Annotated in this window: 10 protein-coding genes and 1 pseudogene; 4 read left to right on the top strand and 7 right to left on the bottom strand. The window is 57.5% G+C overall.

The genetic code is table 11. The features are described from left to right. Positions 1-714 precede the first annotated feature (714 nt). From rfbC to AXF19_RS08405, 4 genes and pseudogenes are all read right to left on the bottom strand, one after another. On the bottom strand, positions 715-1,275 hold the full coding sequence (gene rfbC, locus AXF19_RS08415; protein WP_066847603.1) for a dTDP-4-dehydrorhamnose 3,5-epimerase: 561 nt from the start codon (positions 1,273-1,275) through the stop codon (positions 715-717). Positions 1,276-1,284: 9 nt separating this feature from the next. Further along, complete coding sequence (gene rfbA, locus AXF19_RS08410; RefSeq protein ID WP_066847600.1) at positions 1,285-2,160, bottom strand: glucose-1-phosphate thymidylyltransferase RfbA; 876 nt, start codon at positions 2,158-2,160, stop codon at positions 1,285-1,287. Next, a pseudogene (locus AXF19_RS15370) lies at positions 2,157-2,328 on the bottom strand (secretion protein HlyD). Before AXF19_RS15370 ends, rfbA begins: the two are co-directional and overlap by 4 nt. A gap of 112 nt (positions 2,329-2,440) precedes the next feature. After that, complete coding sequence (locus AXF19_RS08405; protein WP_066847597.1) at positions 2,441-3,604, bottom strand: DUF819 family protein; 1,164 nt, start codon at positions 3,602-3,604, stop codon at positions 2,441-2,443. A 146-nt stretch (positions 3,605-3,750) separates the two neighbouring features. Here AXF19_RS08405 and AXF19_RS08400 point away from each other — a divergent pair, with 146 nt between their 5' ends. Continuing rightward, positions 3,751-4,839, top strand: coding sequence for a dipeptide epimerase (locus AXF19_RS08400; protein ID WP_066847595.1), 1,089 nt, complete (start codon positions 3,751-3,753; stop codon positions 4,837-4,839). A gap of 10 nt (positions 4,840-4,849) precedes the next feature. Then, positions 4,850-5,410 (top strand): hypothetical protein, encoded by a 561-nt coding sequence (locus AXF19_RS08395; RefSeq protein WP_066847592.1) that lies wholly within the window; start codon positions 4,850-4,852, stop codon positions 5,408-5,410. 42 nt (positions 5,411-5,452) lie between these two features. On the opposite strand, the gene AXF19_RS08390 is transcribed toward AXF19_RS08395, so the two are convergent. The 3 genes from AXF19_RS08390 to AXF19_RS08380 all read right to left on the bottom strand — a co-directional run bounded on the left by AXF19_RS08390 (position 5,453) and on the right by AXF19_RS08380 (position 10,607). After that, positions 5,453-7,222 (bottom strand): bifunctional homocysteine S-methyltransferase/methylenetetrahydrofolate reductase, encoded by a 1,770-nt coding sequence (locus AXF19_RS08390; protein WP_066847589.1) that lies wholly within the window; start codon positions 7,220-7,222, stop codon positions 5,453-5,455. A gap of 25 nt (positions 7,223-7,247) precedes the next feature. Continuing rightward, on the bottom strand, positions 7,248-9,656 hold the full coding sequence (locus AXF19_RS08385; protein WP_066847586.1) for a homocysteine S-methyltransferase family protein: 2,409 nt from the start codon (positions 9,654-9,656) through the stop codon (positions 7,248-7,250). Between the two features lie 270 nt (positions 9,657-9,926). Continuing rightward, positions 9,927-10,607: a vitamin B12 dependent-methionine synthase activation domain-containing protein gene (locus AXF19_RS08380; RefSeq protein WP_066847583.1), complete on the bottom strand. Its 681-nt coding sequence runs from the start codon at positions 10,605-10,607 to the stop codon at positions 9,927-9,929. Between the two features lie 137 nt (positions 10,608-10,744). Between AXF19_RS08380 and trpD the strand changes: the two genes are divergently transcribed. Together trpD and AXF19_RS08370 are read left to right on the top strand one after the other, a co-directional pair. Further along, positions 10,745-11,761, top strand: coding sequence for an anthranilate phosphoribosyltransferase (gene trpD, locus AXF19_RS08375; protein WP_066847580.1), 1,017 nt, complete (start codon positions 10,745-10,747; stop codon positions 11,759-11,761). A 201-nt stretch (positions 11,762-11,962) separates the two neighbouring features. After that, positions 11,963-13,924, top strand: a complete 1,962-nt coding sequence (locus tag AXF19_RS08370) for a methyl-accepting chemotaxis protein (protein ID WP_066847578.1) — start codon at positions 11,963-11,965, stop codon at positions 13,922-13,924. The last annotated feature ends 137 nt before the right edge of the window (positions 13,925-14,061 follow it).

Genomic DNA, 14,061 nt, shown 5'->3' with positions numbered 1-14,061 from the left:
CACCAACCAGCTAATCAGACGCAGACCCATCGACAGGTGATAGCATAAAAAGAGGCCATCTTTCATCGAGAGAGGATGCCCTCCCTCGACTTCATTCGGTATTAGCATTCCTTTCGGAATGTTGTCCCCATCCTGTCGGCAGGTTGTCTACGTGTTACTCACCCGTTTGCCACTAGATTCTCTAAGAGCAAGCTCTCAAATTATCCCGTTCGACTTGCATGTGTTAAGCACGCCGCCAGCGTTCGTCCTGAGCCAGGATCAAACTCTCCGCTAATGCGGAAATTCGATTCACTCAGTCACTCATCTTGGGCATCTTTTCCACTCTGTCTGTGTCGGCAAATCCTCCACGTAGCTCTATGCTACGCGTCCGGTTTGCCTCCTTGACAGATCGCAAAATCTGCTCCAACCTGAGCAACTTCGTCTCATCTCATTTCCTTCCGGAAGAGTCATTTCATGACTCGTCAATTTCTTGTAAAAGAATTGTGTTCGTTGACTAACATCAACGATGTTGCATCTGGCTTGTTAGAAGTTATTCTAACATGTTTTGCATTGTGTAGTTTTCAGGGTACATCCTGCGCCGTTTCTAGGTTTGTGGAGTTTTTCATCTCCGCGCTGCCCTCATCGGCGCGACTGTCATAATATAACACAGAGGGCGACTCCTCGTCAACCCCCTTTTTTCATTTTCTGCATCTTTTTGATAAAATTCCATCCCCCTCATGCGTCGTACGTAAAGTTGAGCTCCGTCCGCGCTACGAGCAGCGGCGCATTTGCATCTTTCTCCGAGAGAACGACGGGGGCGAGAGGCCACGCAACACCGATCTCGGGGTCGTCCCAGCGGATATTGCCATCGCAGTCGGGCGCATAGAAGTTGTCCGCCTTATACTGCACCTCCACGTCGTCGGTCAGTGTGATGAATCCGTGGGCAAACCCGCGCGGGATAAAGAGCTGGCGATAGTTCTCCGCCGAGAGCTCGACGCCGACCCATTTCGCATACGTCGGTGAGCCGCGGCGAATGTCGACGGCAACATCGAAGATTGCACCGCGCGAGACACGCAGCAGCTTTGCCTGTGCCATTGGGTTCAGCTGATAGTGCAGTCCGCGCAGTGTTCCCTTCTGCGCCGAGAAGGAATGATTGTCCTGCACAAAGTCGACGGTGATGCCCGCATCCTCCATCTTCTTTTTCGACCAGCTCTCCATAAACCAGCCGCGCGCATCGCCGAACACCTGCGGCTCAAGGATGCGAACGCCCGCAAGTGCTGTTTCAATTACATTCATACAATGCTCCTATATATCCTTGATAAGTCGCTTCAAATAAACACCATATTCATTCTTGGCGAGAGGGTCGGCAAGACGCAGCACCTGCTCTGCGTCGATGTAGCCCATGCGGTAGGCGATTTCCTCGATACAGGAGATCTTGAGCCCCTGCCGCGCCTGTATGGTCTGAACAAATGCAGCCGCCGAGAGCAGTGACTCGTGGGTTCCCGTATCGAGCCACGCATAGCCGCGTCGCAGTCGTTCCACGTGGAGCTTCCCCGCCGCAAGATACGCCTTGTTGACATCCGTAATCTCGAGCTCTCCACGTGCCGACGGACGGATGCCGCGCGCGATCTCAACGATGTCGCTGTCATAAAAGTAAAGCCCCGTGACAGCATAGTTCGACTGCGGCTCTTTGGGCTTTTCCTCAAGTGTGAGCGCATTTCCTGCATCATCGAAGGAAACAACGCCGTAACGCTCGGGATCGGAGACATAGTAGGCAAAGACGGTCGCCCCATCATCCCGCCGCACAGCACGCTGCAGAACCTGCGCGAAATCCGAGCCGTAGAAAATGTTATCACCGAGCACAAGCGCACAGCCCTCGCCCGCAATAAAGTCTGCACCGATGATGAACGCCTGTGCGAGTCCGTCCGGACTCGGCTGCACAGCATAGGAAATGGATATCCCCAGCTGGCTGCCGTCGCCGAGCAGCTCCTGATAGAGCGCACTGTCGTTCGGCGTGGTGATGATGAGAATGTCCTTGATTCCCGCAAGCATCAGTGCACTCAGCGGATAGTAGATCATCGGTTTGTCGTAGATCGGCATGAGCTGCTTGGATACAACCTTCGTAAGCGGATAGAGGCGTGTTCCCGAGCCGCCCGCAAGAATAATTCCCTTCGTTATCATCCCGTCACCTCTCTGCATTTAGGAAGCACTGATAAATTCAGCCACGCCATCTTGACGTATCTTTTTTGCCCGCACTGTGTCGACAAATCCTCCACATAGCCCTTGCTATGCGTCCGGTTTGTCTCCTTGTTCGGACGAAAAAATCTACGCCAATCTGACGGACTTCATTTTATCAGCGATTCCTTTATTTGTATTTCATTTTATGACGTTTTGCGAGATAAGGCAAGAAAAACCTGCCGCATTTTCACGCGACAGGTTTTTGAACGAATCCTTTTCGTATCTACTTGAACATTTCCATTGTATGTGCAACGAGAATGCCAAACGGTGTACCGATGACATAACCCATCAGTGCCATCAGAATGCCGACAGGGACAAGCGAGCCGGAATACGTGCCCGCAAGTACAGGCGCGGATGCCGTGCCGCCGATGTTTGCAAGTGAGGCAACACACGCAGTGAACATATCGAGTTTGAAGAGACGTGCAAGGAGGAACATGAGTATGAAGTGGACGCCGAGAATGATGAAGCCCGTCAAGATCCAGTAGGGTGCATCACCGAGCTCGAGCAGAGACGCACGCGAGGCGAGCAGTGCAATGACAGAGTAGAGCAGGACATTCGACATCTCTGCCGACCCCGCCACACGTCCGAGCGGCGAGACCGCACCGATGAGTCCAAGTGCTGTGATAAAGAGGATTGTCCACGTTGCCTTGTCAAAGAACGGTACTGCGGCATTGAGCATCTTGCCGACGTTCGCGCCGACTGCAGAAACAACAAGTGCTGTACCAAGCAGGAGGATGAGGCTCTGGAATGTGATCGCCCCCGTATTCAGCTTTGCATCCTCCTCAAGGCTGCGTGACACGGCATCAAGCTGAGTCGTATCTGCCTTATTCCACTTGTTGAAACGCGGTGCAAGCGTGATGAGCCAGAGCAGGAACATGACCCAGATGGAGTAGTCAATCGAGTCGACCACGAGCGCATAGCCCATATCCGCCTCCGACACACCAAGTGCCGCCTGCACAGCAACCATGTTGCCCGAGCCGCCGAGCCACGAACCGCAGAGTGCACCGAGTGCCATCCACGAATCCCCACCGATAAAGTTCTTCATAACGAGAAATGCGACGATAAAGCCGATCATGATGGTCACGGACGCAGAGAAAAAGCCGAGCAGCATCCGTGGACCGAGCTTGAGCACCTTGCGAATGTCGCAGCGCAGCAGCATGGTAAAGACCATCGCATACGTCAGCGAATTTTTCAGCCCCGCATACGCCGGCTTTGTCGCCGCCATATCCCATGTGCCGACCGTGCACAGCAGCATGGAGATGAGATAGACGAGCACGACGGCAGGCAGGTAGCGGAACAGCGTCCACCCCGTTCCCTTCTCAAGCGTCACCAGTGCACCTGCAAGCAGGATGAGCACGGCGACATAGGTAAATCCGTCCGTAATCATGATATACACTCCTTTGTTAATATAATATAACTCCTTGAAGAATCACGATAATGATTATATAATAAAGCAATAAATGAACACAATGGACTTCTTTCCCAAATTACTCTCATATATGAAAGAATTCTGTATACAAAAGGAGGATTCCCATGAAAATCACAAAGGTCGAGCTTGGAATGCTCTCCGTCCCCCTGCGTGTTCCGTTCAAGACGGCGCGCAGACGCGTGGACAGCGTAGAGGACGTCATCGTACTCATCCGCACAGATACGGGGGCAACGGGCTATGGCGAAGCACCACCAACGGGCGTTGTCACGGGCGATACGACGGGCGGCATCATTGACGCAATCCGTACGCATCTTGCTCCCCTGCTCATTGGCCGCGATGTAAACGAGTTCGAGGATCTGATCCAGTCCGTACAAAGCGCGCTCATCCACAACTCCTCGGCAAAGGCCGCCGTCGACATGGCACTCTACGATCTCTACGGACAGCTGTGGAACATCCCCGTGCACAAGCTCCTCGGCGGCGCAAAGGACGGCATCGTCACGGATATTACAATCAGCGTAAATGCCCCCGACGAGATGGCACGCGATGCACGGGATGCGATTGCCCGCGGCTACGACACGCTCAAAATCAAGGTTGGCGTCGATCCTTCGCTCGATGTGGCGCGCCTGTCTGCCGTGCGTGAGGCAGTCGGCAAAGATGTACGCATCCGCATCGACGCAAATCAGGCGTGGAAGCCGCGCGAGGCCGTACGGATTCTCGCACAGATGGCAGAAAAGGGACTTGACATCGAGCTCGTCGAGCAGCCTGTCGCCGCAGCGGACATTGACGGCCTTGCCTACGTCACGCGTGAGAGCGATATCCCCGTGCTTGCGGACGAGGCTGTATTTTCCCCTGCCGATGCCCTGCGCATCATGCAGCTGCACGCCGCCGACATGGTGAACATCAAACTCATGAAATGCGGCGGGCTCTATCCCGCACAGAAAATCATCGCGGCGGCGGAAATCTACGGCATGGAGTGTATGCTCGGCTGTATGCTCGAGGCAAAGATCTCCGTCAACGCCGCTGTGGCACTTGCCTGCGCAAAAAAGATTGTGACACGCATCGACCTCGACGGTCCCGTCCTTTGCAGCGAGGATCCGATTGAGGGCGGCGCCGTATTTGACGAGAAAAACATTACTGCATCCACTGCGCCGGGACTTGGTATTCGCGGTGTACAGGGACTCAGGATGCTGTGAGGAGGCGTGCATGAGCACATCAGTTAATTTCGCCGTCGGTGAGCCATTCCCCCTGCCGATCCTCGCACAAACGGACGGCGGTATGTTTCAGGTCGACAAAAACGGCATGATGTTCCTGCTCCAGCTCTCGCGCACGGATGCCATCGCTGTCGAGGCGTTCCGCACGGGTGAGATCGAGCTTGCCGTAACGGAGGTGGACGGCGTTCTCTTCCTCCTCTATCGCATCGACGGCATCTTCAAGGATGGCTGGGGCGACGCGCCGCTCTCCCTATCGCTCGTAAAAGAAGAGCTGCTGCCCGACGAGGAGAGCCTGCGTGACCCGACCATCCACCTCTATCTGATCGACACAAATCTGAAAATTCTGCTCGCACAGAGAACGGCATCCGTGCCCGAAGAATTCGCCGAGATCATCCGCGAAAATGTGCGCACACAGAAAAAATCTCCCCTCTCCGCGCTCTCCTTTCAAAAGAAGGTCACGGCAATCTGGGCAGAGAAATCCGCCGCCGACCTGAGGGCGATGGCAAAGGCTGCGCATACGCTGCCGATGACAATAGGAAGCATCGTACACTAAGACAGCCGACGTTGACCGTAACAGAGTCAACGTCGGCTGTTTTTATATTGTTCCTTTGAGCCCCTTTACAATGCGCGCGACGAGTGCCGTGCGCGCAAACGGCGTGATGATATAGTATCCGTCGATGTACGGCTCGATGTCCTTTGCAATCTCGAGTGAGAGTTTGACGGCAAGCGCCTCAGCTGCCTCCCGATCGAGACCATGATAGGCGTTGATGATGCGCTCCTCGACATGGATGCCGGAAATCTCGCTCTCCATGAATCGCGCGTTACGCTCGCTGACGACGGGCATGATACCGCCGAGGATGAGAGCCCCCGGCAGGGTGTCGCGCGCCGTCCGCAGGTTCTCCTTTGCCCGTGTGCTCAGGACAGGCTGGGTAAAGAAGCCCGTCATGCCCGCCTCCATCTTCTTTTTCGCAAGCCCGAGCTGCGATGGGAAGTGTAGGGAGTTCACATTGAGTGCGCCAAATACGTGAAACGGCACCACGTCGCCGCGCTCGCCGAGGCTCGTGATGAACGCGGAGAGTTTGCGTGAGTTGAACTGATAAACACTCTTCACCTCGTCGCGCTCCGCCGTCGGGATGGGGTCGCCCGTAATCGCGATGATGTTGTGCACGCCCTCGGCGCTGAGTCCGAGGAGGATGGACTTGATTGCGTTGAGGTTGCGGTCACGGCAGGTCATATGCGGGATCGGCTCGAGTCCGAGGCTGCGCTGCACACGCCCCGCGAGCATCGCCGCATCCATGCGCGCGCGCGCAATGGGGTTGTCCGCAATCGTGATGACGGTAACGCCCGCCTCCTGCAGTTCCCGTGCGCCCGCCATAAACTTATCTGCATTCCCCGTCTCGGGTGGGTCGGGTTCAACGGCGATGGGGATCTCCCCCGATTGCAGCGCCTCGAAAAATGGCGAGCGGGACGGTGCAAGTGTGCTGCGCTCCGCCTGTGCCCCCACCTCCTCCGACACAGATCCACTGTCCGCAAGTGCCGTGCACAGCGCACGGATATGCGCCGGCGTTGTGCCGCAGCAGCCTCCGACGATGGATACGCCGTCGCGTACGATGGCGGCAAGCCCCTCGCCGAAGTAGTCGGGTGCGTTCCCATAGAAGGTGCGTCCGTCGATGACAATCGGATGCCCTGCATTCGGCATGAGGGAGAGCGGCAGGGGGCATTTCCCGAGAAGTTGAACCAGTTCCTTCATCGACTGGACGCCGCTCACACAGTTAAAGCCAACGGCGTCGATGTAGCCGCTCTCCGCAACCGTGCGGATCAGCTCCTCGACGAAGAAGCCGTCGCGCGTATAGCCGCCGGAAAATGCCGAAAACGAGGTCAGGATGAATGCGTCAGGCGCGACCTGCTTGATATGCGCCGCCGTCTCGACCAAGCCCTCGGCCGAGGAATTCGTCTCAAAGAGGAAGTGACGCGCCCCCGCCGCGAGGAATGTATTGGCGAGAAAGCGGTATTCCTCAAGGATGTCGGCGGGCGGCAGCCCCGTGACGGGGCCGATGTCGGCAAATACATATGCCCCGAAAGGCTCTGCCGCACGCGCGGCGAGTTTCCAACCCGCGCGGATAATGCGCTCGACAAGCTCCTCCTCACCCCGATAGACAATGCGGTTCGCCGCAAATGTATTTGTCTTGATTGCCTGCGCCCCTGCGCGCAGATACTCTGCGTGAATCTCCTCGATGACAAGGGGTGTCTCGATGTTTGCAAGCTCCACGCCCTTGCCGCGCGTATGCGTCTTCTGGGTGTAGTATGTACCCATGCCGCCGTCAAAGACGAGCGGCTCTTTTCGTATGTGTTCCCGTATATCCATCTATATGCCCCCTTGCCGCTCTCTGCTATCCCAGCACGCGGCGCGCGATCTCGACAATGCTGCGCGCATCGCCCGCATAGTGATCCGCGCCGATCTCCTTTGCATAGTCCTCCGTGAGGACGGCACCGCCGACCACGGTCTCACAGGGATGCCCCGCCTCGTGCAGGGCGTCGATCGTACGCTTCATCGCTGTGACGGTCGTCGTCATGAGCGCCGAGAGGCCGATGAGTCCGACCCGCTTTTCGATGGCGACCTCCACCACGCGCTTCACGGGCACATCACGCCCGAGGTCGATGATCTGATAGCCGTAGTTCTCGAGGACGACCTTGACGATGTTCTTGCCGATGTCGTGGATGTCACCCTCGACGGTCGCGAGGATGATCTTCCCCTTTGAGACACCCTGCCCCTCCTCGGCGAGGCGCATTTTGATGAGCTCGAGTCCTGCGGTCGCCGCATTCGCCGCATTGATGAGCTGCGGGAGGAAGATGATTTCCTTTTCATAGCGGTCACCCACGATGTCGAGCGCGGGGATGACCTTCTCCTGGATGATCTCCATCGGCGCCATCTCCGTGAGGAGTTTGCGCGTAATGCGCTCTGCATCGTCGGAGAGGCCGCGCATGATGGCATCCATCAGCGGATCGACCGCGTCTGCACTCTCCGCAGCGGCAGTCTGTACCGCCCCTGCCGCCTCATCCCCCGTAATGCCGAGTTCCTTGCGGCGGCGGATCTCCGCCTGCTCGGGCGCAAAACGCTCAATGTAGGCGGAGCAGTCCACATCCTCGCCCGAAACGGCGCGGAAGGAGACGACGGCATCCATGACTTCCTTTGTATTCGGGTTGACGATCGGGAAATCAAGGCCGACATGCATCGCCTGTATGAGGAAGTTCTCCGTCATATGCACGCGCGCAGGCAGTCCGAACGAAATATTGCTGACGCCAAGCGCGCAGTGCAGCCCCAGACGCTCATGCACCTCACGCACGGCGCGCAGGGTCTCCATCGCCTGTTCCTGCTGCGCCGAGACCGTGAGCGTCAGACAATCGATGATGATATCCTCGCGGTCGATTCCGTATCGCTCCGCCTCCGCGACAATGCGCTCGGCAATCGCGACGCGCTCCGCCGCCGTCGCGGGCAGCCCCTTCTCGTCCATCGCAAGTCCGAGCACCGCCGCACCATAGTGCTTTGCGAGCGGGAAGATGGCGTTCATGCGCTCCTTCTCCCCGCTGACCGAGTTGATGATGACGCGCCCGTTCGTCACGCGCAGCGCCGCCTCGATCACCTTCGGGTTTGCCGAGTCAATCTGTAACGGCAGATCAACAACACTCTGCACCGCTTTGACGACATACGGGATGATCTTCTCCTCATCCACGCCCTGCGCACCGACATTGATGTCAAGCACCTGCGCGCCCGCCTCCTGCTGGGATATCGCAAGTTTCTTGATATAGCCGTAGTCCTCCTCAAGGAGTGCCTGTTGCAGACGCTTCTTGCCTGTCGGATTGATGCGCTCGCCAATGACATTGAGCTTGCCGTACTCCGCGACGCGCCCCGGTGATGCAACACCCTTGCGTTTTTTCCGTGCGGGACGCTCCGACGCCCCCTCTGCGACCGCCGCCGTGAGCGCGCGGATGAAGTCAGGCGTCGTGCCGCAGCAGCCGCCCATGATGACGGTGCCGCGCCGCGCAAACTCCGCCATCTCGCGCCCGAAATCCTCCGCCGTCATCTCATACGCACCCGTGCGCGGGTCGGGCAGACCTGCGTTTGGCTTGACGATAATCGGCAGATCCGTCCACTCCATGAGTTCGTCCACGATTGGCAGAAGCTCCACGGGGCCGAGCGAGCAGTTGACGCCGAGCGCGGCGACGCCGAGCGCATCGAGCGTGACCGCGACGGACGGGACAGCCGCGCCGAGAAAGGTGCGCCCGTTCTGCTCGAAGGTCATTGTCACCCAGATCGGCAGCTTCGTATGCTCCTTTGCGGCAAGCACCGCCGCCTTGACTTCGTAGAGGTCGGTCAGCGTCTCAAAGATCACGAGATCCGCGCCCGCCTCCGCGCCCGCGACGACCATCTCACGGAAAAGTTCATATGCCGCCTCGAACGAGAGCGTACCAAGCGGCTCGACGAGTTCCCCAATGGGGCCGATGTCGAGCGCGACGCGCACACCCGTGACACCCGAGTTCTCTGCCGCGCGGCGTGCCGTGCGGACATTCTCTCCGATGACCTCGGCGACGGTCTTGCCCGTGCCGACAAGCTTATGCCCGTTCGCACCGAAGGTATTGCTGTAGATGACGCGGCTGCCCGCCGCGATGTAATTCTGATGAATCTCCTCGATCACATCGGGGTGCTCCAATCCGAACAGCTCCGGCCGCTCCCCGGGGGCAAGCCCGCGCGCCTGCAGCTGCGTGCCCATGCCCCCATCCAATATAATGATGTCTTTCATGCCCATTCTCCTATATTTCCGATTCCAAGAAAATCTGGCTCTTTATCATCTGTTACGGAAAATCGGAAACAGATCCGTGCGATGCTCCAAAGCAAACCCTAGTGGAGCAAGCGGAGAACGACTCGCCCCCTGCGGATTTCTTTCGTTCAAGCGCAGCGCGTTTAAGAAGTCCGCAGGTATTTAGGCGAACGAGAACGCGACCGCTTGCGTAACTAAGCGTTTGCGCGGAGCAAGCACGGAGTCATTCCGTAACATTATAGAACTGAAAATCTAAGTCCTTGCGCCTTCCCTGCATCTGCGCCCCGCCTTGCGGAAGGGGCAGGTGCGGAACATGAGGCAGTGCTCGCAGTCCGGCGGACGGTGCGGCTGCGGCGTGCGCGCGATCCCCATGATCGCGGTCACGGACTTGCGCGGCACCATGATCGTCGTCGGCGTCAGCGAGACACCGATGCGGCGCGTCATATCGAGCAGAGCGAAGAATTTCGGCTGCTCGGTGATCGGCAGATCACCGTAGCCGGGGCTGAAGCGATCCGTCAGATAGCGCCCCTCGGCCTCGACCGCGCGGCGCATATCGCTCTCGAAGTTGTTGCAGATATTCTCGATCGCCGTGCTCGCGCACGCGTCCATGATGACGGAGTCCGCCGCATTCATGACCTCGCAGCGCATCATCAGGCGCTCGACACCGGGACCGAGCGTCGCGCCGAAGAGGACGACCTCCTCGCACGGCTCGAGCATCGCAGGGATGTCATTTCCCGCAAAGGTCACGCCAAGCACCGCGCCGTCCTCAAGCGGCGCATGTCGATATGTGAGGCGCGGCGTCGCGGCCGCCAACACCTCATCCGTACAGCGGCGAATCTGCGCAGCAATCTCCTCCGTCAGCTCCTGCCCACGAAAGCCGAGATACTTTAGGATTTCATTCATATTCAGCGTTGTAAAACGCGGTTCAAACATAGCTGCTCCTATTTTTTCGTAGTACATATATAATACACAGGACAAGAGTATAGCATATTCCTACCATCCTCACAAATATACTTTTGGCGCGAGATATGCTATAATACGACCCGAATATTTTCTAGGGGGGATATGGAATGATTAAAGAAGCGATCAAGAAGGTCGTGAACAAGGAGGATCTTGGCTACTACGAAGCATATGCCGTCATGAACGAAATCATGTCGGGCGAGACCTCGGCGGTCGAGAACGCCGCCTACCTCGCCGCGCTCTCGACGAAGAGCAGCGGCATGGAGACAATCGCGGAGATCTCCGGCTCTGCAGCAGCGATGCGCGAGCACGCAGAGTGCGTCGAACACGATATGGACGTCATCGACATCGTCGGCACGGGCGGCGATCACTCGGGCAGCATCAACGTCTCGACGACGGCGTCCTTTCTCGCGGCTGCGGCAGGTCTGAAGGTCTGCAAGCACGGCAACCGCGCGGCGTCCTCGTGGAGCGGCACGGCGGACTGCCTTGAGGCGCTCGGCGTGAACATCAATCAGCCGCCCGCAAAGGTGCGCGAAGAGCTGGCTGCTGTCGGCATGGCATTCCTCTTTGCCCAGCGCTACCACCAGTCAATGAAACACGTCGGCGCAATCCGCCGCGAGCTCGGCATCCGCACCGTGTTCAACATCCTCGGGCCGCTCACAAATCCATCGCGCCCCTCCTACATGCTGCTCGGCGTCTACGGCGAACATCTCATGCGCCCGCTCGCAAGGGTACTGCCGGGGCTTGGGGTGAAGCGCGCCCTCATCGTCCACGGCACGGACGGCATGGACGAGATCTCCATCGGCGCGCCAACCCTCGTACACGAAATATCGGACGGCTGGGAGCGCAGCTATAAGATCCGCCCCGAGGACTTCGGCATCACGCCTGCATCCAAAGAATTGATTCGCGGCGGGAAGCCCGAGGAGAACGCCGCCGTCACGCGCGGCATCCTCGCGGGCGAGATCACGGACGCGCGCGCAGATGTCTGCCTCATGAACGCAGGCGCTGCCATCTACATCGGCGGCGCGGCAGACTCGATTGCAGACGGCATTGCAGCGGCACGCCGAACGATTGCGGACGGCTCGGCACTGCGCAAACTCGAAGATTTTATCAAGATCTCTCAGTAAGGAAAGGGACTTGTATCTATCTGCGCGCATGAAGAAGACCTCATCATAAAATAATTTTTACAAACTCCTCAAAAATTTTTAGGACTTTTGGAGGAGTTTTTTCTATTCTGTTGAATTAAATTATAATAAACGTCCTTCTTCCACTGTAATGGACGCGGTCGGTTAATGCGCCAATGGCGTATAGTTAAATGAGGTGACGGAATGAAACTAAGAACCAAGATGCTCCTATGGATTGGTACACCGCTCATTGTCATATTCCTTGCGATGGCAGGATTTTCCTACTGGGAGGCAAGTTCGATGATCGAACGCGCAACAGAGCGTGAGATGCGCGCCCTCTCTGCCTACCATGCCGAGGAAATCAGCCGTATGGTCGAGGAACCAGAGGGCATTCTGGAGGGACTTGGACAGGTATGGTCGACGCAACTGCCTACCGATGCGGACTTCATTGCCGCCGCCGCAGACTTCGGCAACCGCCCCGATATCGACGGCATCTATCTGGGCTTTCCTGACCGCGACTTCCTCTACAGCTATGAGAAAATCGTCCCAAGATCCGAGTTTGACGCAACGTCGCGCAATTGGTACAAACTTGCAAAACAGAACGACGGTGTGCAGCTTTCCGCAGTTTATATCAATAAATTTCACAGCAAAAAGGTCGTTGCCCTGAGTCGTTCCCTCAAACCGCCCGACGGACGGGAAGCCGTCCTCGGCATGGACATCCCTTTTGACGAGATTGAAAAGAAAGTTGTTTCATTGAAAGTTGGCGAGCACGGCGGTGCATTCCTGCTCGATGCAGAGGGACGGTTTATCGCCCATCCGGTGCAGACAATGGACGACAACGTGCATGCACAGGGCGAAGAGGACGCACAGCGTCTCCTCTCCAAAGAACCCATTTTCTTTACCAACACATGGCAGGGCATAGAGAACTACTATGTCGTTCACCCGGTCGGCAATACCGGCTGGTCACTGGTCATCTTCGTCCCGAAGGACGAAGTCCTCGCCGATGTGGACAATCTCAAATGGGCAATGCTCGCAGGACTCCTCATCTCCCTCCTCCTGCTCGGTGGACTGCTCTACAAGATTGCAGAGTCCTTTGCCCAGCCGCTTGAGGCAATGGCAGAGGCAGCACAGGAAGTCGCAAAGGGCAACCTCACCGTGCGTCCACCTGATATGGAGCGTGACGACGAGATCGGACAGCTGCACAGAGCGCTCCTCACCATGGTCACCAATCTGCGCGATCTGATTCAAAAGACTGCGCAGACCTCCGAGCAGCTTGCCGCTGCCTCAGAGGAACTGACCGCCTCTGCGGATCAGTCGGCGCAGGGCGCACAGAGCGCTGCCGAAGCCATTGTCAAGATCACGGGCAGCACGATCGAACAGAATGAGGTCGTTGACGAGTCCTTCAAGACAGTGGACGGCATCACGCATGCCATCGGCGAAATCACGAAGGGCATCTCAGATGTCTCCGCCGCCACCCACCGTGCCTCAACAGCAACAACCGAGGGACAGCAGGGACTCGGCATCGCCGTGAAGGGCATGGATGTCCTCAACCAGAGTGCAAAGGATGTCTCCGAGGCTGTCACAGCACTCTACGAGAGTTCCAAGCGTATCTCCGAGATCGTGGAGATGATCACGCAGATTGCAGGTCAGACGAACCTCCTCGCACTCAATGCAGCCATTGAGGCAGCGCGCGCGGGCGAACAGGGACGTGGCTTCGCCGTCGTTGCCGAGGAGGTCAGGAAACTCGCTGAGCAGTCGGAAACGGCAGCACAGGAGATCACGGGTCTCATCACCGAGAACGCGAACCGCATTGAGGACACATTCAAGGTCATGCAGGAGCAGAAGGAGCACGTCGGCGAGGGCGTCAAGCAGGTCAATCAGGCAGGCGAACAGTTCAACCGCATTGCGGGTGTCGTCAGTGAGCTCACGGAAAAGGTCGATGCCATCTTGAAGAGTACGGAGGGCATCAAGGCGGGCAGTGCACGCATGGTCAGCTCCGTCGAATCCGTCCAGCGCGTCTCAAATGCCGTCCACAGCGAGGCAGAGAACGTCTCCGCTGTCTCCGAGGAACAGGCGGCATCCATGCAGGAGATCGCAGCATCCAGCCAGACCCTCGCACAGCTCGCGCAGGATCTGCAGAGAATTGTCGGCGGATTCAAACTCTAAGGAATCGCTGATAAAATGAAGTCCGTCAGATTGGCGTAGTTTTTTTCGTCCGATTGAGGAGGCAAACCGGACGCAGAGTGGTGCTCTGTGGAGGATTTGCCGACAAAAAGCGGGCAAAAAAGATGCGTCAAGATGGC

The sequence above is a fragment of the Selenomonas sp. oral taxon 126 genome, from assembly GCF_001683335.1.
GTDB lineage: Bacteria > Bacillota > Negativicutes > Selenomonadales > Selenomonadaceae > Centipeda.
The sequence above is the reverse complement of the archived record's forward strand: the minus strand, read 5'-3'. Positions and strand labels throughout refer to the sequence as shown.

Bases quoted from the DNA above. Each gene is read 5' to 3' on its own strand.
- rfbC (WP_066847603.1), bottom strand. From the start codon at position 1,275: ATGAATGTAATTGAAACAGCACTTGCGGGCGTTCGCATCCTTGAGCCG.
- rfbA (WP_066847600.1), bottom strand. From the start codon at position 2,160: ATGATAACGAAGGGAATTATTCTTGCGGGCGGCTCGGGAACACGCCTC.
- AXF19_RS08405 (WP_066847597.1), bottom strand. From the start codon at position 3,604: ATGATTACGGACGGATTTACCTATGTCGCCGTGCTCATCCTGCTTGCA.
- AXF19_RS08400 (WP_066847595.1), top strand. From the start codon at position 3,751: ATGAAAATCACAAAGGTCGAGCTTGGAATGCTCTCCGTCCCCCTGCGT.
- AXF19_RS08395 (WP_066847592.1), top strand. From the start codon at position 4,850: ATGAGCACATCAGTTAATTTCGCCGTCGGTGAGCCATTCCCCCTGCCG.
- AXF19_RS08390 (WP_066847589.1), bottom strand. From the start codon at position 7,222: ATGGATATACGGGAACACATACGAAAAGAGCCGCTCGTCTTTGACGGC.
- AXF19_RS08385 (WP_066847586.1), bottom strand. From the start codon at position 9,656: ATGAAAGACATCATTATATTGGATGGGGGCATGGGCACGCAGCTGCAG.
- AXF19_RS08380 (WP_066847583.1), bottom strand. From the start codon at position 10,607: ATGTTTGAACCGCGTTTTACAACGCTGAATATGAATGAAATCCTAAAG.
- trpD (WP_066847580.1), top strand. From the start codon at position 10,745: ATGATTAAAGAAGCGATCAAGAAGGTCGTGAACAAGGAGGATCTTGGC.
- AXF19_RS08370 (WP_066847578.1), top strand. From the start codon at position 11,963: ATGAAACTAAGAACCAAGATGCTCCTATGGATTGGTACACCGCTCATT.